General features: G+C 66.2%; 23 protein-coding genes. 21 read left to right on the top strand and 2 right to left on the bottom strand.

The annotated features are described in order from the left end of the window. Positions 1-257: 257 nt before the first annotated feature. The 16 genes from narI to C556_RS21890 all read left to right on the top strand — a co-directional run bounded on the left by narI (position 258) and on the right by C556_RS21890 (position 13,479). Complete coding sequence (narI, locus tag C556_RS0117350) at positions 258-941, top strand: respiratory nitrate reductase subunit gamma (protein ID WP_018749519.1); 684 nt, start codon at positions 258-260, stop codon at positions 939-941. 552 nt (positions 942-1,493) lie between these two features. Next, complete coding sequence (locus tag C556_RS21895) at positions 1,494-2,348, top strand: carbohydrate-binding protein (RefSeq protein ID WP_018749518.1); 855 nt, start codon at positions 1,494-1,496, stop codon at positions 2,346-2,348. Positions 2,349-2,358: 10 nt separating this feature from the next. After that, positions 2,359-3,810: a hypothetical protein gene (locus C556_RS0117340; RefSeq protein ID WP_157236252.1), complete on the top strand. Its 1,452-nt coding sequence runs from the start codon at positions 2,359-2,361 to the stop codon at positions 3,808-3,810. Positions 3,811-3,955: 145 nt separating this feature from the next. Then, a complete protein-coding gene (moaA, locus tag C556_RS0117335) occupies positions 3,956-4,954 on the top strand; it encodes a GTP 3',8-cyclase MoaA (protein ID WP_018749516.1) in 999 nt (332 codons plus the stop codon). Positions 4,955-4,957: 3 nt separating this feature from the next. Further along, a complete protein-coding gene (gene mobB, locus C556_RS0117330) occupies positions 4,958-5,521 on the top strand; it encodes a molybdopterin-guanine dinucleotide biosynthesis protein B (protein ID WP_018749515.1) in 564 nt (187 codons plus the stop codon). Then, entirely contained in the window at positions 5,508-6,698 is a 1,191-nt protein-coding gene (locus C556_RS0117325; protein ID WP_026263177.1) for a molybdopterin molybdotransferase MoeA, read from the top strand. The genes mobB and C556_RS0117325 overlap by 14 nt, the downstream gene beginning before the upstream one ends. A gap of 278 nt (positions 6,699-6,976) precedes the next feature. Continuing rightward, entirely contained in the window at positions 6,977-7,255 is a 279-nt protein-coding gene (locus C556_RS0117320) for a MoaD/ThiS family protein (RefSeq protein WP_018749513.1), read from the top strand. A gap of 270 nt (positions 7,256-7,525) precedes the next feature. Further along, positions 7,526-7,984, top strand: coding sequence for a molybdenum cofactor biosynthesis protein MoaE (locus C556_RS0117315; RefSeq protein ID WP_018749512.1), 459 nt, complete (start codon positions 7,526-7,528; stop codon positions 7,982-7,984). After that, positions 7,981-8,559 carry a molybdenum cofactor guanylyltransferase MobA gene (mobA, locus tag C556_RS0117310; RefSeq protein ID WP_018749511.1) on the top strand — a complete coding sequence of 193 codons (579 nt, stop codon included), beginning with the start codon at positions 7,981-7,983 and terminating at the stop codon, positions 8,557-8,559. The genes C556_RS0117315 and mobA overlap by 4 nt, the downstream gene beginning before the upstream one ends. Continuing rightward, complete coding sequence (moaC, locus tag C556_RS0117305; RefSeq protein WP_018749510.1) at positions 8,547-9,029, top strand: cyclic pyranopterin monophosphate synthase MoaC; 483 nt, start codon at positions 8,547-8,549, stop codon at positions 9,027-9,029. The genes mobA and moaC overlap by 13 nt, the downstream gene beginning before the upstream one ends. 38 nt (positions 9,030-9,067) lie before the next feature. Next, the gene (locus C556_RS0117300) at positions 9,068-11,011 is read left to right on the top strand and encodes a type IV pili methyl-accepting chemotaxis transducer N-terminal domain-containing protein (RefSeq protein ID WP_018749509.1); all 1,944 of its coding nucleotides are present in this window, start codon (positions 9,068-9,070) and stop codon (positions 11,009-11,011) included. 27 nt (positions 11,012-11,038) lie between these two features. Continuing rightward, positions 11,039-11,698: a response regulator gene (locus C556_RS0117295; protein WP_018749508.1), complete on the top strand. Its 660-nt coding sequence runs from the start codon at positions 11,039-11,041 to the stop codon at positions 11,696-11,698. 147 nt (positions 11,699-11,845) lie between these two features. Further along, the gene (locus C556_RS23265; protein WP_157236251.1) at positions 11,846-12,091 is read left to right on the top strand and encodes a hypothetical protein; all 246 of its coding nucleotides are present in this window, start codon (positions 11,846-11,848) and stop codon (positions 12,089-12,091) included. Positions 12,092-12,163: 72 nt separating this feature from the next. Further along, complete coding sequence (locus tag C556_RS0117290; protein ID WP_157236250.1) at positions 12,164-12,385, top strand: hypothetical protein; 222 nt, start codon at positions 12,164-12,166, stop codon at positions 12,383-12,385. A 124-nt stretch (positions 12,386-12,509) separates the two neighbouring features. After that, the gene (locus tag C556_RS0117285) at positions 12,510-12,935 is read left to right on the top strand and encodes a hypothetical protein (protein WP_018749506.1); all 426 of its coding nucleotides are present in this window, start codon (positions 12,510-12,512) and stop codon (positions 12,933-12,935) included. Positions 12,936-12,966: 31 nt separating this feature from the next. Then, positions 12,967-13,479 carry an HAD family hydrolase gene (locus tag C556_RS21890; protein ID WP_018749505.1) on the top strand — a complete coding sequence of 171 codons (513 nt, stop codon included), beginning with the start codon at positions 12,967-12,969 and terminating at the stop codon, positions 13,477-13,479. A 72-nt stretch (positions 13,480-13,551) separates the two neighbouring features. On the opposite strand, the gene ytfE is transcribed toward C556_RS21890, so the two are convergent. After that, positions 13,552-14,223 (bottom strand): iron-sulfur cluster repair protein YtfE, encoded by a 672-nt coding sequence (gene ytfE / locus C556_RS0117275; protein ID WP_018749504.1) that lies wholly within the window; start codon positions 14,221-14,223, stop codon positions 13,552-13,554. A gap of 174 nt (positions 14,224-14,397) precedes the next feature. On the opposite strand from ytfE, the gene norR reads away from it, so the two are divergent. Together norR and C556_RS20985 are read left to right on the top strand one after the other, a co-directional pair. Next, a complete protein-coding gene (gene norR, locus C556_RS0117270; protein ID WP_211214750.1) occupies positions 14,398-15,933 on the top strand; it encodes a nitric oxide reductase transcriptional regulator NorR in 1,536 nt (511 codons plus the stop codon). A 230-nt stretch (positions 15,934-16,163) separates the two neighbouring features. Next, the gene (locus C556_RS20985; protein ID WP_245559269.1) at positions 16,164-17,288 is read left to right on the top strand and encodes an SGNH/GDSL hydrolase family protein; all 1,125 of its coding nucleotides are present in this window, start codon (positions 16,164-16,166) and stop codon (positions 17,286-17,288) included. Between the two features lie 152 nt (positions 17,289-17,440). On the opposite strand, the gene C556_RS24130 is transcribed toward C556_RS20985, so the two are convergent. Further along, a complete protein-coding gene (locus C556_RS24130) occupies positions 17,441-18,751 on the bottom strand; it encodes a carbohydrate-binding protein (RefSeq protein WP_157236249.1) in 1,311 nt (436 codons plus the stop codon). A gap of 165 nt (positions 18,752-18,916) precedes the next feature. On the opposite strand from C556_RS24130, the gene C556_RS0117250 reads away from it, so the two are divergent. The 3 genes from C556_RS0117250 to C556_RS23260 all read left to right on the top strand — a co-directional run bounded on the left by C556_RS0117250 (position 18,917) and on the right by C556_RS23260 (position 21,862). Beyond that, a complete protein-coding gene (locus C556_RS0117250) occupies positions 18,917-19,819 on the top strand; it encodes a helix-turn-helix transcriptional regulator (protein ID WP_018749500.1) in 903 nt (300 codons plus the stop codon). A gap of 110 nt (positions 19,820-19,929) precedes the next feature. Further along, positions 19,930-21,024 (top strand): GDSL-type esterase/lipase family protein, encoded by a 1,095-nt coding sequence (locus tag C556_RS20975; protein WP_157236248.1) that lies wholly within the window; start codon positions 19,930-19,932, stop codon positions 21,022-21,024. Between the two features lie 232 nt (positions 21,025-21,256). After that, positions 21,257-21,862 (top strand): hypothetical protein, encoded by a 606-nt coding sequence (locus C556_RS23260; RefSeq protein ID WP_169338640.1) that lies wholly within the window; start codon positions 21,257-21,259, stop codon positions 21,860-21,862. Positions 21,863-21,898: the final 36 nt, after the last annotated feature.

Raw genomic sequence — 21,898 nt, 5'->3', positions numbered from 1 at the left:
ATCAACGAGGGCCGTGATCGGCATTCCACAACTGGATTTGCCCCCGGCCTGGCCGGGGGCCTGCATCCGTTCGAGTACCAAGGCCACGTGAAAGCACGCAAGGCGCGGGTGGCGAGGGCGGGGGGAGTGGAATGGACCAGATGGAGCCGCTACTGGCGTGCCACCCATCCTGAGCGCCCGGCTTTGCCGGGGGCCCGACCGCACATTCGTCTATCTCTGAGCCTGATCGCTTGGAACAGGCTCCAAGGAGTCGCGCCATGAACGGCCTGCACTACTTCGTCTTCGGCATCTACCCGTACATCGCCCTGGCGATCTTCATCCTGGGCAGCCTCGCCCGCTTCGAGCGCGAGCAATACACCTGGAAGAGCGACAGCTCGCAACTGCTGCACCGCGGCCGGCTGCGCCTGGGCAACATCCTGTTCCACGTCGGCATCCTCGGCCTGTTCTTCGGCCACCTGGTCGGCCTGCTCACCCCCGTGGCGGTATGGGACGCGCTGGGCGTCACCCACAGCTTCAAGCAGATGGTGGCGATGGTGGCCGGCGGCGTGATGGGCGGCCTCTGCCTGACCGGCTTGATCATCCTGCTGCATCGCCGCCTGAGCGACCCGCGCCTGCGCGCCGTCACCCGCCCCGGCGACAAGATCCTGCTGCTGTGGATCCTGATCACCCTGCTGCTGGGGCTGTCCACCATCTTCGTCTCCGCCAGCCACCGCGACGGCCACGAAATGGTGCTGCTGATGAGCTGGGCGCAGCACATCGTCACCTTCCGCGGCGGCGCCGCCGACTTCATCGTCGACGCCCACTGGCTGTTCAAGGCCCACCTGTTCATGGGCATGACGCTGTTCGTGATCTTCCCCTTCACCCGGCTGGTGCACGTCTGGAGCGGCTTCGGCTCGGTCACCTACCTTGGCCGCGCCTGGCAACTGGTCCGGCCACGCTGACCACAGCGCGACTCCACGGAGCGGGCCGCCGCCCAGGCTCCGTCTTCCCAGGGCGCCATGCGCCCTGTTTTTTTTCGGCCGGCGGAGAGACGCGAGGCGCAAAGCCTTTGGGGATGGGGCGCGTTGGCGCTGTGGCTGGATGGCTGAGTTTGCTTTCTTAAAACTGTCTGATTGTCGCCGTCCTCGCCATCCTCCGATCAGCTCCGGACCAGCGCCGCCAACTCGTCCCAGCCCCGGCAAAGAAGATGGTTCTACCGTCGCCGACACTGGCCGATGCCGGATTGGAACGCGGCTTTTCGACGCCGAGCGGACACCGCTGCCGCTTACGGTAGGGCAGGTGGCGACTGCGGCAAGCCATACCCGCGGATAGGCCACGAAAATTCGATTTGTAAGAACTATGGATTGAACTTTATAGAAATCTGTTGAGGTGTGTAAAAAAGCACGGGTATAGTCGGCGCTGCCTCCGACTGCCCGGCCACAGGGCAGCGGCACCACTGGGAATACGTCCGCTCACGTTCGCGATGCCCCGGCATCGCCCCAGGAGATCGCCCGATGCGCAGGCCCTTCCTTGCCGCACTGCTCACCACCACCTTGCTTGTCCCCGCATTCGCCGCCCCGCCACTGCCCGAATGGCGCGAAGGCGACGGCTACCTGATCGGCGTCGCCGTCCAATACCAGGGCCAGACCTACCGCGCACTGCAATCGCATACCGCGCAAAAGGGGGCCAACTGGAATCCCGCCTCCACCCCCGCGCTGTGGCAACTGCACCACGGCCCGGTGCAACGCTGTTCGCCCTGGCAGGCGGGCTACAGCTACCAACTGGGCGACCAGATCCGTTACGAGGGCGACTACTACCGCGCCCGCCAGGCGCATACCGCGCACGCCGGCACCGAATGGCAACCGCCGCGGGTGCCGGCGCTGTGGCAGCCGATTGCACAATGCGACGCCGTCACCCCGGTGCCGCCGGGCAATACCGACACCATCAACGGCATCAAAGTCCCCCCCGACCCCGGCGCGGCCGGACGCAAGACGCTGGCGGGCATCGACGCCGATAACGACGGTGTGCGCGACGACGTGCAGCGCTTTCTGGCGCAGGAGGTGGGGAAACATCCGGCGCGGTTCAAATATGCGATGGAGATGGCGCGGATTACCCAGCAAGAGATATTGACGGCGGGTGGGAATGATCGGGAAAAGGCAAGGGCTTTGTTCAATCAATGGCGTATGTCTTCCAGTTGCTTTGAAAGAACATATGGGCCAACGCAGGAGTATGAATGGAGGTTGAATTTTTCAAAGAGATATGAAGCGTTACATGCCAATACCCCAGACAGAATGACCGCCTATAGGAAAGGAGATGAGTTAGTAGGTGGCATGATGTTCCGTTCCCCTGTTCGTTACCAGTGCGACTAAGGGGGCCGTCATGAAAATTAAAACTGCCATTGTCGGACTCTTGCTTTCAACTAATGCTTGGGCCGAATTGACAAATTGCGACCAAATCCCTGTGGCGGTACATATAAACGGCATTACAACGACCCGTATTGATGCGGAGAAAAGTAATGAAATGCTTACGCAAGCACTGGAGGCTGAACTCGGCCACCCCGTCCCCACCGACCTCGCCTACAACCAAACCCACGGTTTCTTCGCCGATATTGCCCAGACCTTCTACCAGCTCAGCCAGCAAGACCCCGATACCGCGCCCGAGAAGATCGCCGAAGCGCTGCTTTACGGCAACGCGCCCGAAGGCATGGACCAGCGCATCGCCGAAGGCGCGATCCGCTATTACCAAGCCAAGGCCGAACAGGCCGCGTTGGCGCAGCTGACGCTGGACGAGGAAAGCGAAATCCTGCGCGACATCCGCAGCGCCAGCGCCAAGGCGGAAAAGGTGCTGCTGGTGCCGCATTCGCAGGGCAACCTGTTCGCCAACCGCATGTATACGCTGCTGACCGACAGCGGCGCTTTGCAACCGCAGGACCTGCGCATCCACGGCGCGGCGTCGCCGGCCGACCGGGTGCTGGGTGGCGGCAGTTACCTCACCTCGCGCAACGACGTGGTGATCGCCAGCCTGGACATCCTGCGCAAAGTGTTGCCGCACAACATCGAGATTCCGCGCACCCAATCGGACCTGCTCGGGCATGGCTTCAAGGAGGTGTATCTGAATCCGGCGCTCAATGGGCGACAGGCGATGTTGGATGGGATGGTGGCGGCGATGAAGGCCATGAACGGCAATCTGAATCCGCTCTATGCGGATAACCCGGCGCTTCAAGGCGCGCCGTTGGTGTTGGACTATTACGGGCTTCCCTACGATGAAATACTGTGGAACCAGTGGGTGGAATGGCTTCTAATGCCGGGTTCGTTGGTGCCGACTCACCCGTATTACAACGATATGTATTTGAAAGGGCCAAGAGGGCTCTGGCGTTGGTACTGGACACCAGGAAAACCGAGGCCGGATCTGGATGATGTCGTCGGCGTCTTGGCGATCAAATACGATGATCGTGGCTGGCAACGGGTGATGCGTGCGCTGACCTGCGAAAGCCTGACGCCCGGTGGGCCGAAGCTGGAGCCCGGGGTATATGAAATCGGCAGTGACATACCCTTCTACGGAAAAATGGGTGAACCGGAGTCGGTGCTCAATTATTCCAGCGGCTTTGCCATTTCCATCCAGGGGAAACGGTATGAATACCTGTACGGGGTGGCGACGCAAAAGCGGACCTACGAGGATTTACCCGTACCGTTCTACAATAATACCGTTGCCGGTGGCTTTAACATTGCCCTCGGCAAAGTGATCGTCACCCAGGACGAATCCACCGGCAGTTTCGAGATCACCTGGCACCCCACCCCCGAACTCGCCGCCACCGAAGTCAAACAACCCTGAGCGATCCGACCGTCGCCCACCCAACGAAAAGCCCCGCCAAAGCGGGGCTTTTTGCCGTTACCCGCCGACCGGACTAGTTCCCCTTGCGGATGGTCGGGTGGGCGGCCACCTTGCACAATGAAGCACCCTCCCCGGATAGCCGCCCATGTCCGATTCCGCCCCGCCCTCCGCCCTGATCGACCCGTTCGGCCGTCGCATCGACTACCTGCGCGTATCGGTCACCGACCGTTGCGACCTGCGTTGCACCTATTGCCTGCCCAAGGGCTTCAAGGGCTTCGAGGAGCCGGCGCACTGGTTGCGGCACGACGAGATGCTGCGGCTGGTGGGCCTGTTCGTGCGGCTGGGCGTGGCCAAGGTGCGGCTCACCGGTGGCGAGCCGCTGCTGCGGCGCGGCGTGGTGGACCTGGCGGCCGGCATCGCCGCGCTGCCGGGGCTGGCCGACCTGTCGCTGTCCACCAACGGCACCCGGCTGGCGGCGCAGGCCGCCGCGCTGAAGGCGGCCGGGGTGCGGCGGCTCAATGTCAGCCTCGATACCCTGGATCGCGGCTGCTTCGCCCGCATCACCGGCGCCGACCGGCTGGAGGCCGTGCTGGCCGGGCTGGAGGCGGCGCGCGCCGTCGGGCTGGCACCGATCAAGCTCAATATGGTGGTGCAGGGCGAGGTCAACGAACACGACGTCGAGCGCATGCTCGACTTTGCCCTGACGCGCGATTTCCTGCTGCGCCTGATCGAAGTGATGCCGATGGGCGACACCGGGCGCAGCGCGCGGCAGGTGGACGTCAGCCGCCTGGGCGCGCGGCTGGCCGGCGGACGCGGGTTGGTGCCCACGCTGCCTGGGCGCGATGCCGGCCCCGCGCGCTACTGGGCCGATGCCGACGGCCGCTGGCGGCTGGGCGTGATCACGCCGCTGTCGCAGCATTTCTGCGCCACCTGTAACCGGGTGCGGCTGACCGTCGACGGCACGCTGCACCTGTGTCTGGGCCAGGAGGATCGCGTGCCGCTGGGCGCCATGCTGCGCGACGGCGCCGACGACGACGAGCTGCTGGCCGCCATCCGCGCCGGCATCGCCGCCAAGCCCGAGCGCCACGATTTCGCCAGCCGCCCCACCAAGGTGGTGCGCTTCATGGCGCAGACGGGGGGCTGACCCATGGCGATCGGCATCGATCCGGGCACCGCAACGCCCGACCCCGCCCCGGCCGCGACGGCGTTGCCGCGCGTGCTCGGCATCGTCGGCCGCTCCGGCAGCGGCAAGACCACGCTGATCGAAGCGATGCTGCCGCTGTTCGCCGCGCGCGGGCTGCGCGTCAACGTGGTCAAGCACAGCCACCACCAACTGATGCTGGAGCCGCCGGGCAAGGACAGCGCGCGTTTTCGCGCGGCCGGCGCGCAGGAGGTGCTGGTGGCGTCGCCGCACGGCTTCGCGCTGTACCGCGACCTGCGCGACGAGCCGGAGCCCGATCTCGGCGCGCAACTGGCGCGGCTGGCGCCGGCCGATCTCACCCTGGTGGAAGGCTTCAGGCAGGACCCCATTCCCCGGCTGGAAGTGCACCGCCCCGCGGCGGGCATGCCGCCGCTTTATCCCGAACTGAGCGGGCTGCTGGCGCTGGTGAGCGACCAGCCGGTGGCCTGCGGCCTGCCGCGGCTGGATCTGAACCAGCCCGCCGCGGTGGTGGCCTTTATCGTCGATTGGTTGAACCATGCACAGTCTTGAAACCATGCTGGCGCTGCTGAACCAGCAGCCGCTGCCGTTGCCGCGCCTCGAAACCGTACCGCTGCACCGGCTGGCGGGGCGGGTCAGCGCGCAGACCGTCCGTGCCGGGCACGACCTGCCGGCGTTCGACGCCAGCGCCATGGACGGCTACGCCATCGCCGCCCATCCCGAGCGCCCGCTCGGCCCCTTCGCCCTGGTCGGCCACGTGGCCGCCGGCGACGCCGATCCCGGCATGCTGGCGCCGGGGCAGGCGATGCGGGTGCTGACCGGCGCGCCGCTGCCGCGCGGCTGCCAGGGCGTGGTGGCGCAGGAGCAGGCGCGCTGCGACGCCGACGGCGTCCACCTGGCCGCCCCGTTGTGCTACGGCGCCCACATGCGGTTGCGCGGCAGCGAACTGGCGCGCGACGCGGTGCTGGTCGAGCGCGGCGAGCGTCTCAAGACCCTGCATATCGGCCTGCTGGCGGCACAAGGGCTGGCGGCGCTGCCGGTGTTCGCCCGTCCGCGCATCGGCGTGCTGTCCACCGGCAACGAACTGCGCGCCCCCGGCCAGCCGCTGGCGCCGGGGCAGATCTACGACGCCAACCGCCCGCAACTGCTGGCGCTGCTCGACAGCGTCGGCGCCGAGGCGGTGGACCTCGGCTCGGTGGCCGACGACCCGGCCGCCACCCGCGCCCGGCTGCGCGAAGCCACCGAACTGTGCGACCTGATCGTCAGCTCCGGCGGCGCTTCGCTGGGCGACGCCGACCACGTGCGCGACGCCGTGGCGGCGCTCGGCGCCATCGCCCACTGGCAGGTGGCGATCAAGCCCGGCAAGCCGTTCGCCTTCGGCCACGTGCTGGGCAAGCCCTTCGTCGCGCTGCCGGGCAACCCGGTGGCGGCGGCGATCACCTTCCTGCTGCTGGCGCGACCGCTGGTGCGGCGCGCCGGCGGCGAACACGCGCCGCCGCAGGAAACGGTGGCCTACCCACTGCTGGACGCCGCCGACAACCCCGGCCCGCGCCGGCATTTCCTGCGTGGCCGCTTCGTCGAACTGGACGGCATCCGTCACGTGCAACCGTTCGAGCAGCAGGGCTCGGCGGCGCTGGCCACATTGGCGCAGGCCGAAGTGCTGCTGGAACTGCCGGCGCAGGCACGGCTCGCGGCCGGCAATCGGGTACGCTGTTATCCGATGGGCTAGGGTGTGTCATCAATGGTTTCGCGGCAGCGCTGGGCCGAAAAAGCGCCAGCCACAAGGCGCGCGACGCAGGCAATAACCAGTTATTGGCAAGGAGGGCAACGCAGTGGATGGTGTTTTTTCGGCCCAGCCCGGCGGGTTCGGTGCATTTCGGGCGCCACGCGGTGTCGCTGGCCGCTTGCGGTATTCATACCGCGGCGCGACCAACTCCTTGCGTGGCATCCCGAACTGCACCGAACGCTGCCGCGAAACCATTGATGACACGCCCTAGGACTGCATGGATGAACCCGACCGAACCCACCCCGCTGCACCTCGAAGTGCTCTACCTGGCGCGCCTGCGCGACACCCTGGGCCGCAGCCGCGAAACGCTGACCCTGGACGGCCCCGCCACCGTGGCGGACCTGCTGGCGCTGCTGCGCGCGCGCGGCGCACCGTGGGACAGCGAGCTGGGCGGCGACCGCGTGTTCCGCGTGGCGGTGGACCAATACATGGCCGACCCCGCCACCGTGCTGGTCGACGGCGCCGAGGTGGCGCTGTTTCCGCCGGTGACCGGGGGCTGAGAGCCTGTCCATGATCTTTTCACGGCAGCGCCGGGCCGGAAAAAGGTCAGGCACAAGGCGTACGACGCAGGCAATAACCGGTTATTACCAAGGAGTACAACGCAGTGGATGACCTTTTTCCGGCCCGGCCCTCGGGGTTCAGGGACATTGCCGGCGCGCTGCCGCGTTGTACGCCGCTCACGGTATTCATACCGCCGCGCGTCCTGCGCCTTGCCGCACACCGGCACTGCCCCGAACGCTGCCGCGAAAAGATCATGGACAGGCTCTGAGATGGCGCGCTGCCACGTCTCCGTACAACACGCCGATTTCGATTTCGCCACCGAGCTGGGCTGGCTGGGCGACGGCAGCGGCGCCGTCGCCAGCTTCATCGGCCGGGTACGCGACGACACCCGCGACGGTGTGCCGCTGACCGCGATGACGCTGGAGCACTATCCCGGCATGACCGAGCGCGTGCTGGAGGAACTGGCGCAGGCGGTGGCCGCGCGCTTCGCGCTGGACGGCGTGCTGGTGCTGCACCGCGTCGGCCGGCTGCTACCGGGCGAGCAGATCGTGCTGGTGGTCGCCACCGCGCCGCATCGCCACGCCGCGTTGCAGGCGGTGGATTGCCTGATGGATCACCTCAAATCCGTCGCCCCGTTCTGGAAGTGCGAGGAATACGGCGCCGCGCGCCACTGGGTGGACGCCCGCGACAGCGATCAGGCCGCGCTGGCGCGCTGGGGCGCGCTGTGACCGTCGTCGACGGCCTGATCCTGTGCGGCGGTCGCGGCCAGCGCATGGGCGGGCGCGACAAGGGCCTGCTGCTGCTGCGCGGGCAGGCGCTGGTCGATCGCGCGCTGCGGCAACTGCAACGCTGGCCGCTGCGGCGCATCCAGCTTTCGGCCAACCGCCACCTCGATGACTACGCCCGACGCGGCTGCCCGGTGTTGCCCGACCTGCGGCCCGATTACCCCGGCCCGCTGGCCGGCATCGAGGCCGGGCTGCTCGCCAGCGACGGCGAGCGCCTGCTGGTGGTGCCGTGCGACGTGCCGCGCCTGCCGCCGACGTTGTTCCACGCGCTGAACGCCGCCCTCGACGTCGGGGCGTCGCTGGCCTGGGCCGCCGACACCGAGCGCGATCATCCCGGCATCTGCCTGATCGACCGCGCGCAACTGCCCGGCCTGCGCGCCCGGCTGGATGCCGGCGAGCGCGGCGTGGCGCGCTGGCAGCGCGCAGTGGGTGGCTGCGCCGTGCACTTCGACTTCGCCTTCGACAACCTCAACGATGCCGCCGCCCTGGCGCGGCAGGAGCAAGCGTGGATCGACTGACCCATTTCAACGCCGCCGGCGACGCCCACATGGTCGACGTCGGCCACAAGCCCGACACCGCGCGTGTCGCCATCGCCGGCGGGCGCATCCGCATGCGGCCCGACACGCTGGCGCTGTTGCGCCAAGGCGGGCATGCCAAGGGTGACGTGCTGGGCATCGCCCGGCTGGCCGGCATCATGGCCGCCAAGCAGACCGCCAGCCTGATCCCGCTGTGCCACCCGCTGGCGCTCAGCCACCTGGGCGTGGCGTTCGACATCGAGGCCGACGGCGTCGCCGTGCGCGCCACGGCCGAGACCGTCGGCCCCACCGGGGTGGAGATGGAGGCGCTCACCGCCGCCAGCGTGGCGCTGCTCACCGTGTACGACATGTGCAAGGCGGTGGACAAAGGCATGGTGATCGACGGCGTGCGCTTGCTGCACAAGCGCGGCGGCAAGTCGGGCGCGTGGGATGCCGACGTGACGGCCGCATGACGGCCGCGCGGCGGCTGATCCGCTCTAGACTGATGGGCATGACCGACCAGCCAGAATCGCCATCCGATCCCGCATCCCCAGGCGAGCCGCGCCTGCGCGACCGGCTGTCCACGCGCATCGTCGCCAGCAGCATCGTCGCGCTGCTGGTGGTGGTGAGCATGGTGTGCTGGACCTTGTGGCTGTCCTGGCAACTGGAAGGTGCCGGCGCCGCCATCAACGACACCGGCAGCCTGCGCATGCGCGCCAACCGCGTCGGCATCGAGCTGCTGCAACGCGTGCCCAGCTACGCGGCGCGCACCCGCGGCCTGATCGCGACCCAGGACGAGACCTTGGAGCGGCTGCGCCACGGCGTGCCGGCGCGACCGCTGTTCCTGCCGCAGGACAGCGCCATCCGCGACCAGTTCGAGCGCGTGGCGCAGGCGTGGCACAGCCGCATGGCTGTCGCCGCCGAACGCGTGCTGGCGGGCGACGGTAGCGGCGCCTACATGACCGAACTGCCGCAGTTCGTCGCCGAGGCCGACACCCTGGTCAGGATGATCGAGCAGGACAACGCCAGCAAGACCACGCTGCTGCGCGCCTCGCAGGCCGTGCTGCTGGTGATCTCCTGCGCCGGCACCCTGGCCATGATCTACCTGCTGTACCTGTGGATCATCGCCCCGGTGCTGCGGCTGCGCGAAGGACTGTCGCGCATGGCCGAGCGCGAATTCGGCGTGCGCCTGCCGGTGGAAAGCCGCGACGAATTCGGCGCGCTGGCCGAGGGCTTCAACCACATGGCCGACGAGCTGGCCGGGTTGTACCGCGACCTGGAAGCGCGCGTCGCCGGCAAGACCGCGCAACTGGCGGCGCAGAACCGCGAGCTGGAAACGCTGTACGACATGACCGCTTTCCTCAACCAGCCGGGCGATATCGAAGCGCTGTGCGGCGGCTTCCTGCAACGGGTGCGTCGCCAGTTCGGCGCCGACGGCGCCAGCGTGCGCCTGATCGACCCCGACGGCGAACGGCTGCACCTGATGGTGTCCGACGGCCTGCCCGATTCCCTGGCGCACGACGAACACTGCATGGCGGTGGAAAGCTGCTTCTGCGGCCAGGCCACCCGGCAGGGCATGATCGCCATCCGAGACCTGGGGCGCAGCGAGCCGGGCCAGGCCTTCCATTGCAGCCGCGAAGGCTTTCCCGGCCTGGGCGTGTTCCGCATCGTCAGTGGCAGCAGCGTGCTCGGCTCGTTCTCGCTGCACTTCCGCCACAGCCGCGTGCTGCTGCCGGCCGAAACCCAGTTGCTGGAATCGCTGGGCCAGCACCTCGGCGTGGCGCTGGAGAACCGCCGCCTGGGCGCCGAGGCGCGGCAGGTGGCCGTGGTGCAGGAGCGCAGCCTGATGGCGCAGGGCCTGCACGACAGCATCGCCCAGGGCCTGAACTACCTGAACCTGCAAGTGCAGATGCTGGAACAATCCGCCCGCGCCGGCGCGCTGGACGACGTGCGCGAACTGGTGCCGCGCCTGCGCGCCGGCGTCGAGGAAAGCTACCAGGACGTGCGCGAGCTGTTGCTCAACTTCCGCTCGCGGCTGGAGCAGGGCGAACTGCTGGCCGGCGTGGAGGAGACCATCGCCCGCTTCCGCCGCCAGACCGGCATCCCGGTCGCGCTGGACATCGCCCCGCAGGCCGGCCCTCCGCTGCCGCCCGAGCAGCAGTTGCAGGTGCTGTTCATCCTGCAAGAGGCGCTGTCCAACGTGCGCAAGCACGCCGAGGCCAGCCAGGTGCGGGTGGGTTTACGCAACGAGCGCGACTTCACGCTCAGCGTGCAGGACAACGGGCGCGGGTATGATCCGGCCGAAGTCGCCCAGCGCGGCGAAGCGCACGTCGGCCTGCACATCATGGTCGAGCGCGCCCGGCGCATCCACGGCGAGCTGGACGTCGCCACCGCGCCGGGGCGGGGCGTGCACATCACCCTGCGCCTGCCGGAACAGGCGCGCCAGGCCGCCTGAACGCCAAACCATTCCAAGGAACCCGCCATGACCCTGCGCATCCTCGTCATCGACGACCACAGCCTGTTCCGCTCCGGCGTCTGCCAGTTGTTGCAGAAGCAGCCGGATTTCGCGGTGGTGGCCGAGGCCGCGGACGGGCTGGAGGGCATCAAGCGCGCCCGAGAGCATCGCCCCGACGTGATCCTGCTCGACCTCAACATGCCCGGCCTGTCCGGCCTGGAGACCATGCAGCTGCTGGCGCAGGATCTGCCCGAGTGCGCCGTCGTCATCCTCACCGTATCGGAAGAAGCCGAGGAGCTGGCGCAGGCACTGCGCGCCGGCGCGCGCGGCTACCTGATCAAGAACATCGACGCCGACGCGCTGGTGGCCGCCATCCGCCGCGCCGCCAGCGGCGAGCCGGTGATCGCCGACAGCATGACCGGCAAGCTGGTGGCGCAATTCCGCGCCCAGGCCAGCACCCCCGCCGCGCCCCCGGTCGAGCGCGAAAAGCTCACCCCGCGCGAGCGCGACATCGTCGCCTGCCTGGCGCGCGGCGAGAGCAACAAGGAAATCGCCCGCCGGCTGGACCTGGCCGAAAGCACCGTCAAGATCCACATCCAGAGCGTGCTGCGCAAACTGAACCTGAGCAGCCGGGTGCAGGTGGCGGTGTATGCGGTGGAACATGGGCTGGCGGACCATCGGGATTGAGGCGGGGCGGCTGGAAAGCCAGCCGATATCGAGGGCGGGGAGAACACCGAAAACACGGAACAAAGCCTGCGCGATACGCCAAGCCTTCACGGCGCCGAATAAAGCCATGGCGTGGGGTGGGAATCAATCGAAGAACAAGGGAGCGCAATGGCTCCTTTTTTTGATCCGGGGATGGCGCAGGCGGTGGTTTTGCAGTATCAATCGCGTCGGTTCCGCCTGGAGCGCCATCACGATCCATCCATGATGGCGCATCTGGGAACCAAGAAAGCGGGAGCCGCGCGGGTCGCGGGCGGCGGCTTCGGCCATAGAAAAAACAAACAAGTGCAGGGGAACGGGATGACAAGCAAGGATGAGACATTCATCGATCCTGCGACGTGCCCTTCCAGGCGATGAAGGAAATCTGGCAGGCCAGCGATATCCAGAGCGATTGGAAGCAAAGGCCGTCGCGTCCCTGCTGGGGTGGTGGTGGGGCTGTGGATTGCCTCCAACGTTGCCGGCAATGTGGCATTGTGGGTGGTGATGCACGCGGAGGAGATCGACGGATACATGTGGGCAAACATCGCCACGCAAATCTCCGACTGGATCGGCATTCTTTCCAGTATTGCGACGCTGCTGGTGGTGCAGAGAATCTACGCGATGCAGATGGCCAGCCTCAGGATGAGTGCGGAGGCGGTGGATTTGTCGTGAGATTGCGTGGCGGAGTCGGATCGCATGAAGAAAAGCGCCTTTTGCAAAGGCTGGCCTCGCCCATTATTCATCCAGACCACCGCTCAGAGTATTTGAGCGCAAAGTCGTACAGGAAGCGTGCCCTGTGGAATCCAAAAAAATAGACAAGCCTCCCGTTGTGATCGTGACCACGGTCGTTCTTGGCGTGCTCTCGTTCCTGAGTTACCTGCTGGGTGGGTATCCGCTGGACCTGACAGGAATGTTGTCGCTCGTACAAAAGGTCATTTTTACACTCGGATTTATAGGCGCGTTATCGGGAACCATCGTGGGCCGCCGGATTGTGATAGCGGTATTGGCTTTCCTGTTGCTTGGCTCTTGCGCCGGTTTCCTTGCTGCGTTCGGGATGTTTGCCCAAGCGCCCGGTACAGCGCTTTTTGTCTTCGTTTTGTCGGTGCTTCCGGTGGTTTGGTTTTATCGGTACACATTCGGCTCGGCTTCCAAACGATATTTCCAGGAAGTCGCCGCCGCTCGGCAAGGTGTCCAGCAAGATATCCCGGGGTCAGGGAGATAAGCAGCTCCCATCTCTCGAAATACCCTGAACCATGAACCCCCTCCACCACATCAAAGCCGTCTGCTTCGACTGGGGTGGCACGCTCATGTCCGAGCACGGCGGTCCCGACGATCTTCCGATGGGGCTTTGGCCTCGGGTCGAAGCCATCGAGGGCGCCGCCGAAGCGCTGGCCGCGCTGAAGGGCAGGGTGCCGCTGGCGATTGCGACGAATGCCACGGTATCCGGGCGGGCGATGATCGAGCTTGCGCTGCGGCGCGTGGGCTTCGACGAGTACTTCCAGAACATCTTCTGTTACACCGAGCTGGGTTGCCGCAAGGATCAGCCCGAGTTCTGGTCCGCCGTCGCGCACGGGCTGGGGGTGCCGTTGGCAGGCATCGCCATGATCGGCGACTCCTATGAACAGGATGCGCACTATCCTCGCAGCTTTGGCGTGCAAGGGGTCTGGTTCGATCCGTCGGGCTCCGCTGCGCGCAAGCAGGTGGCCACGCCCGTGGTGGCGCACCTGCCGACTTTTGCGGCGTGGGTGACGAGCGCGGCGGGTTGAGCGGGCGCGAGGTGCGCCTGACTGGCCCCGACCGCTCATATCGCCGACGAGGCCAGTTCGTTCAATCCCGCATCACGCCGCGGTCCGTCCCGCATTCTCGAACAGGATGTTGTTCTCCAGGTGGATATGCTCCATCAGGTCCTCGCGCAGGGTGCGCAGGCCCAGGTACAGCGCGCGCCAGGTGTTGCAGGCGCCGCGCGGCGGGGTGATGTCGTGGGTGAGTTCGGCCAGGCGGCGCAGCGATTCGCCGTGTTCGTCGTGCTCCATGCGCATCACCTGGATCGGGCCGCCGGCCATCATGCCGCGCCCGGCCGCCAGCATCGGGAACAGGATCTGCTCTTCCTTCTGCATGTGGCTTTCCAGTTCCTGGAACATGAATTCCAGGTGGTCGGCCAGACCGTGCGGGCAATCCTCGCGGTCGCCGTGCACTTGTTCCACGCGCCGCGCCAGGCGGATCAGCTCGGGCAACTGCTCGCGGTGCACGTCGTGGAAGCGGGTGAGGATGTGGTCGATCAACTCGGCGGTGGACGCGGCGCTCCAGTCGCGCTGGTCGCCGGCCGGCAATTCGGCCAGTTTGGCCAGTTGCGCGGCGACAGCGTCGGCATCCACGCCGCGCGCGGCGGCGGCGTCGCGCAGGGTGTGCTTGCCGCCACAGCAGAAGTCGAGCTGGTGTTCGTGGAACACGCGGGTGGCGCCGGCGATGCGTTGGGCCAGTTTTGCCAGGGGTTGGTCGAGGAGTTCCATGGTCGGTCCTTGTTCGGATGGGGATGCGGGCCGGTGGTTGCCGGGGTTGCCTCTTCTTTAGCAAGCGCTGTTCCAGCTGCCGGATGCCAATGAAATCAATGCTTTGTAGGTTGGTGTGGTGCAAACGACCGTATTGCGTTAGGGTTCGTTTTACCTGATAGGGTGATTTGAACCATGATGCTTCCCCTGATGTTGGCCGATCTGGCCGCGGATCTGCCGCAGGCGGTGCGCCTGCAACGCCTGGCGGGCTGGCTGCGCACGCATTTCCAATGTGGCGCGGTGGCGCTGTTGCAGCGCGAGGGCGACGATCTGAAGCCGGTGGCGGTGGACGGGCTGGTGCGCGATGCGCTGGGCCGGCGCTTCGCCATCGGCCAGCACCCGCGGCTGGCGGCCATCCTCGGCCAGCGCGGCGTCACCTGCTTCCACCACGACAGCAACCTGCCCGACCCCTACGACGGCCTGATCGACAGCCACGCCGGCGAGCCGTTGCCGGTGCACGACTGCATGGGCGCCAGCCTCTACGTGGAGGGGCGGCCGTGGGGCGTGGTCACCTTCGACACGCTGGAGGTCGGTGCCTTCGACGAGATTGCGCAGGACGAACTGCGGCAGTTGATCGTGGCGGTGGAGGCCGCCGTGCGGGTGACCCAGCTGGAAGGCGAGTTGCGCGCGCTGCGCGCCCTGCGCGGCGATGCGGTGGGCGAGGGCGTGCCGGCCGGCGACGGCGAGATCGTCGGCCGCAGCGAGGCGATGGCGCGGTTGCTACACGAAATCGATGTGGTGGCCGATTCCGAGTTGCCGGTGTTGTTGCTGGGCGAAACCGGCGTCGGCAAGGAGTTGTTCGCGCACCGGCTGCATCGCCATTCGCGGCGGCACGCGGCGCCGCTGGTGCACGTGAACTGCGCGGCGCTGCCCGAATCGCTGGCCGAGAGCGAGCTGTTCGGCCACGTGAAGGGGGCGTTCTCCGGCGCCGGCGGCGAGCGCGCCGGGCGGGTGGAGGCGGCCGACGGCGGCACGCTGTTCCTCGACGAGGTCGGCGAGCTGCCGTTGGCGGTGCAGGCCAAACTGCTGCGCACCTTGCAGAATGGCGAAATCCAGCGCCTGGGCGCGGATCGCCCCAAGCGGGTGGACGTGCGCGTGATCGCCGCCACCAACCGCAGCCTGGGCGATCTGGTGCGGCAGGGCCAGTTCCGCGCCGATCTCTACCATCGCCTGTCGGTCTACCCCATCGCCATCCCGCCGCTGCGCGAGCGCGGCAACGACGTGCTGCTGCTGGCCGGGCGCTTTCTGGAGCGCAACCGCGCGCGGCTGGGCCTGCGCAGCCTGCGGCTGTCGCCCGGCGCCGAGGATGCGCTGCGGCGCTACGGCTGGCCGGGCAACGTGCGCGAGCTGGAACACGCCATCAGCCGCGCCGCGCTCAAGGCCATCGGCCGCGGCGCCGACCGCAGCGATATCGTCACCCTGGAGCCGGACCTGCTCGACCTGGACCCGGGCCAGCTGCCGGCCACGCCCAGCGCCGCCCCCGGCGTGACGCCGCCGGTCGCGCCGGCGATGCCGCTGCCGATGCGCGATCTCGTCGCCGCCTGCCAGCGCCAGGCCATCGAACAGTCGCTGGCCGCCAGCCAGGGCAACTGGGCCGCCGCCGCGCGGTTGCTGGAACTGGATTCCAGCAACCTGCACAAGCTGGCGCAGCGGCTGGGGTTGAAGGGGTAAGGAGAGCCCCCTGAAGGGGCGGGGTCTGGTGCTGCTGAAGGACAAACTGAGTTTTGGCCGGGGGCTCGCCTGATCATGGGCGCTGGAACGACAAGGCTGCACGAATCGTGTAAATGCCCGGTACCATTTCACTTCGCTTGCTGCTTTTCCAGCCCTCGCACGGAGTTGGCTGGACTTATAAAACAGGGTGTTGAAGGTTATTCACGAGTAAAAGAAGAAGAGTCAGGGCTATGGATTGTCGTTGGTTGGTGCACGCTGTGGTGGGGTTTTCTGTATTGGCATTGAACTTGAACACTTATGGTGCGGGGATCGACAAGCGCCAAGCTGTGGAGGTGCCCATCCGCCCGTCTGGTGGGGGGATGGCCTATGTCAAGGCAGTAGGGCGGATGGAGTTTGATCGGAATGGCGCCCTTTATGCTTGGCCAGGGATTTATTTCGAGGGGCGCTTTCGAGGCACGCAGATTGGGTTGCGGTTCGACGATCAAATCAACTTGTTTGATGTGCTGGTGGATGATGTGCGGAAGATGGTGGTTCGTCGGCCCGGGAAAGTAACGCTGTGGGTTCCCGGTGTTGGTCCGGGCGAACATACCGTGCGGGTGGCACGACGTAGTGAGGCGCCGGGCCAGGTCGGCAGATTCCTAGGGTTTGTCGTTGGACAAGATAGCGCAATGCTGGCTCCGCCCGCGGCGAGTCCTCGTCAGATGGAATTTGTGGGGGATGCCCATATTGTTGGGTCTGGGTTGGGTAGCAGTGTCCCCCGATGCGCTGATTCGGAAGTGTTTGAAGGCACCGATACCCAGCTCAGCTACGGCATGCTGGTTGCTCGACATTTCGGTGCGGACGCTCAGATCAACGGTTATTCGGGGCTGGGGCTGATCCATAACGCTTCGGGAATGACGGATCTGCCAGGTTTTCGTGTGTTCTACGAAAGAACATATCCCGGAATGGCCGAGCCTCATTGGTCGACTCCCCCCAACTGGCGGCCTCAGGTAGTGGTGATTGGCCTCGGGATCAACGATTTTTCATCGTTGCCAAGCGACCAGAGAATTGCGGATCCTTTGAAGCAACAGTTCAAGCAGGCGTATAAGTCATTGCTTGACGACATTCGCCAACGCTATGGTCCGGATACTTGGCTGGTTCTGACTGCTACCGATATCCGGCCTCCCGCGCAGTTCAAATCCACGATCAGGGAGATCGTTGTCGAAGCCCGGGCGGCCGATGACCCCCGTGTACTGTACTTCGAATACGGCGACCTGGATTTGTGCGGCTGCCATGGGCTCCCGTCGGAGAGGGATCACCAAGTGATTGCGCGACGCCTGATCGGGCTGCTGGAGACGGCTGGCGTGAAGTGGTGAAGGCTTAGTGGATCGATGTGCTGTGGATGGAGTGGCGTGCGGCGAAGCCTCTACGCAACAGGCCCGCGAGTCGCTTACCGCTAACCCATGACAGGGTACGCAAACAAAACAGCCCGGCGCTTGCCGGGCTGTTTTCGTTGGCGCGCAGCGCGTTACTTCGCCCGCCACAGGGCCGGCACGATTTCCGGGGTCCAGTTACCGCCGGCCGGGGCGGTGTGGGCGATCAGGGCGGTGTACTGGCGGCCGTTGTAGCTGACGCAGTCGCCCACCGCGTAGGCGCGGCCATCCTGCCAGGCGGGGCAGTTGCCGGCCGGCGTCGGCACGGGGGTCGGTACCGGGGTGACCGCCGGCGTGGGCGTGGGCTGGGGCGTCGGCGTGGCTGGCGGGGTGGGCAGCGGCGTGCCGTTGCCGCAGGCGCCGATATCCTTCCACACGCCCCACTGGCCGGACTGCGCCGGGTTGTCGCCCTGGGTCCACCACTTGGCCTCGTAGTTGCGCCCGTTGTAGGTGGTGCGCTGGCCGCCGCTGAACACGGCGGCCGCGGCCCACGCCGGGTAGCATGCGCTGGGAGTGGGCGTCGGCGTGGGGACATGGGTCGGCACCGGGGTCGGTGTCGGCGCCTTGGTCGGGGTCGGTGTGGGGACCGGCGTCGGGGTCGGCGTGGGCGGATTGCTGCCCTGCGGCAGGTAGGTGAAGCCGGTGAGCACCACTTCGGCTTCCTGGCCGTTGGCCGGCGCCTTGCCCTCGAACTGCCAGAAGTTGATCAGGAACTGTTGCTGCTTCTGCGAGACGCAACGCGCGGCATTGTTGTTCGGGCACTTGTTGCGGCGCAGCCAGTTGTTCGGGTCCTCGCTGCGCGGAAACTCCCAGCGCATGAACTGGCCGGCGTTGTCGTTCACCGCCACGTGGCCGTTCAACGCCTGGTAGACCACGCCGCCGCCGCTCCAGGCGAAGCGGTGGGTGGTGCGGTCGGTGGTCAGCGGGTCGTTGAAGCCGGCCCAGCTCTGCTCGATGCCGACTTCGTTCGGATACACCGTGTAGTTGCCCCACGGGTAGGTGTCGTTGCCCCAGCGCGCGAATTCGATGTCGATCTCGTGCGTGGCGTTGGGGCCGACGTCGGCGCTGGGATAGGTGAAGAAGCCGAACACCAGGTTGCGGTCCAGCAGATCCGGCCGGCCCAGCATCTGGAACTGGTAGGTGCCGAAGCCGACGCGCGCCGGGTTCAACAACTGCACTTCGGCGGACGACCACGCGCCGTTGCGGTTGGCCACCTTCAGGTGCAGGTAGCCGTTCTCGTCCACCCAGGCGTTGCGCTCGTCCCAGGTATTGGGGCCCGGGCCGCCGCCGCCGCTGCGGACGTTCCATTGGTAACCCGCCCAACTGAGCGTTTTGGCCTGGGCGCCGATCAGCATCATCGCCAGCGGCAGCGCCGCCAGCAGGCCGATCATCCTGGTTCTTTTCATTGCTCCATCCTCGTTCTGCCGGCCGTCAGCGCGGCCGATTGTCCGGTATCGCCCGCGCCCCGGCTGCTTGGCCGAATCCGACAGGCAGGCGGTACGCTACCGCCTTGTAAATGCCAAGGGAATGTCGCAATCTGGCCGGCGGTTTGTCCAAATTCCGCAAGCGCCATGAATGCCACCTACCAGGAATCGTTCGACATCGATCCGGCGTGCCGCCAGCTGTGCATCGGCGGGCGGGTGTATCACCTGCTGCACTACCTGCCGCTCACCGACCACGACATCTTCTTCGCCGGCCATTCGGATATCCGGCAGCGATTCGTGGTCGAGCGGATCGACGCGCCGTTCCACGTGGCGGTGGTATGCGTGGCCGGGCAGGGCGAACTGCTCGACGACGACCGCCGCCTGCCGCTGGGGCCGGGCATGCTCGGCATCCTGCCCGCCGGCCCCGCGCGGCGCGGGCTGCGCCTGACCGGCGAGCACTGGCAACTGGCATGGCTGCTGCTCGATCCCACCCCACGCTGGGCGCGCTTCGCCGGGCCGCGCGCCAGCAGCCTGGCGATCGGCGGCGCGGACAGCCTGTTCCACGCGCTGGCGCTGTTCTGCCACCAGGCGCGGGATCGCGCCGCCGGGGCCGGCGCGGCGCTGGTCACCACGCTGGACCTGCTGCAACGCGCACTGGCGCACGGCCTGCCGGCGGACGAGCACGCGCCGCGCCTGCGCGCGCTGTTCGAGCAGGTGGGGCAGGATCCGGCGCACGATTGGCGGGTGGAAGCGCTCGCCGCCGCGTATGGCGTCGGCGCCGAACAACTGCTGCGGCTGTGCCAGAAGCACCTGGGGCGCACGCCGCAGCAGTTGCTGATCGCGCAACGCATGGAGCGCGCGCAACGGCTGATGCTGGCCGGCTGCGAGCGGGTGGGCGACGTGGCGGCTGCCGTCGGCTACCAGGAGATCGCCAGCTTCAGCCGCCGCTTCCAGCGACATTTCGGGGTGAACCCCAGCGAGATGCTGCGCCAGCTGCACGCCACCCCGCGCGCCATGCCACTGGAGCCGCGGGTGTTGCCGGTACGGTGATCGCCGCCGGATACACGATTGTTCCCAACTTGTGCTGTGTCGTCCGCTGCATGGATTTGCCCGGCCCGGTTTTCCACAATGCAGGCAAATCATCGAGGGAGGGAACGGACATGGGATGGATCGGAGATCGAAGGCGTCGCGCCGGGCTGGCGTTGCTGGTGCTGGTCACGGCGCTGCCGCAGCTCCACGCGGCGGAACAGGCGACTTCGCTGGCGACGGTGCGCGCGGTGGGGCGGGTTCAGCTCGACGACGACGGCGCGCGCTACGGCTGGCCCGGCGTGTATTTCGAGGGGCGGTTTCGCGGAACGCGGATCGGCCTGCGTTTCGACGACGCGATCAACCACTTCGACGTCGAAGTCGATGGCAAGCCGGTGGCGGACGTGCGCAAGCCCGGCCGGCGCACCGTGTGGGTCGAGGGGCTGGCGCCGGGCGAGCATACGTTGCGGCTGGCCGGCCGCAGCGAGGCGCCGGATCGGGTGGGGCGCTTTCTGGGGCTGGTGGCGGATCGGGACGGCGCCGTGCTGCCGCCCCCGCCGGCGCGGTCGCGGCAGATCGAGTTCATCGGCGATTCCAATACCGTGGGCTACGGTCTGCGCAGCACCACGCACCAGTGCAGCGACGCCGAAGTGTTCGACCGCACCGACGCGCAGCGCAGCTACGGTGCACTGACCGCGCGGCATTTCGGCGCGGACGTGCAGATCAATGCGTATTCCGGCATCGGGCTGGTGCGCAACTACCACGGCATGGCGTCGCTGCCGGCGTTTCCCGCCTTTTACCAGCGCACCCTGCCCAGCGAGCCGGGCAGCCGCTGGCCGCAGCCGGCGGACTGGCGGCCACAGGTGGTGGCGATCGGACTGGGGCTCAATGACTTCGGTATCGTGCCCGCGCAGATCGGTGGGCTGATCGCCGATCCCTTTCCGCAGCAGTTCAAGCTGGCGTATCTCGCCTTGCTCGCCGACCTGCGTCAGCGCTACGGCCCGGATACCCTGCTGGTCGCGACTGCCACCCCGCCGTCCAGCACTTTCCTGGCGACGGTGCGGACCGCGGTGGCCGAGGCCCGGGCGGCCGGCGATGCGCGGGTGGTGTACTTCGAATACGGCGACCTGGACCTGCGCGCCTGCCATTGGCATCCGTCGGCGCGCGATCACCGGGCGATTGCGCGGGGGTTGATTGCGTTGCTGGAGGGCGCGGAACTGGATTGGTAGTGGGTGCTGATCAAAGCTAAAATCGCTCGCTGGCCTAAGTGCCTGTGAGCGGTGATCAAGGGAATAAATTCTTTGCGCTTTACTTGATTGCAAATAAGGCCCTTCTTTTTTGCCCTGCAAGTGCCACTGGTCAATAGGATGAAAAGCGCACGCTGCTAGTGTTGTGGGTGGGGCATTTTGTCAAATTTTTTATGATCGAATTTTGAAGATTTTAATTTGGATTTGGACGAAGATGGAGAATTTCGAGAAAAGGCCGAAGAAGTCATCGCATTACTTTAATGCTGCATTTGGTTTTGTGTCGATTTTTTTGTATTTTGTTTCCCTTTCAATGCCCGTTGTGGACTCTAGAGACCCGGCCTCAGGGTGGATGGTATTGCTTGTGGGGGTTATTGGTTTGCTGTCCTTGGGTGAGATAAGATGGGTTGTTAATTTGTTTTTTCCTGTTGTGATTTGCTATGTGTTGAGTGAAAGAAAACCCCCGTTTTTCATATGTGTTTTAGCTATTTTGGCTGTCGTGCTGGCTGCTTCCTGTCTGGTTATTCCTCCGGGTTGGATTGGTGGGGGTGGAGGTTCTCCGACTATCGTGAAGGTTGATTTACTTCCTGGTTACTATTTTTGGCTGGCGTCAAATGTTGTTGCAATGTTTGGGATTTTTATTCCGGTAAGGGAGAAGGACAAAAAAAAGACTGATGCTTTTATTAAGGTGTCTGAGCCCAGAAATTCTGAAGGTGGTGGGGAAGGCTATGCTGTGAAAACCCAAATGCTTTGCCCAATATGCCGGAAGACTATTGAGGGCACGGCAGACCACTGCCCGGAGTGTGGTGTGCATCTGATTTGATATTCTTCCCGAAACCTGTTTGATGTGCAGAGGCAG

This window comes from Chitiniphilus shinanonensis DSM 23277 (assembly GCF_000374805.1).
In the GTDB taxonomy this organism is placed as follows: domain Bacteria; phylum Pseudomonadota; class Gammaproteobacteria; order Burkholderiales; family Chitinibacteraceae; genus Chitiniphilus; species Chitiniphilus shinanonensis.
The sequence above is the reverse complement of the archived record's forward strand: the minus strand, read 5'-3'. Positions and strand labels throughout refer to the sequence as shown.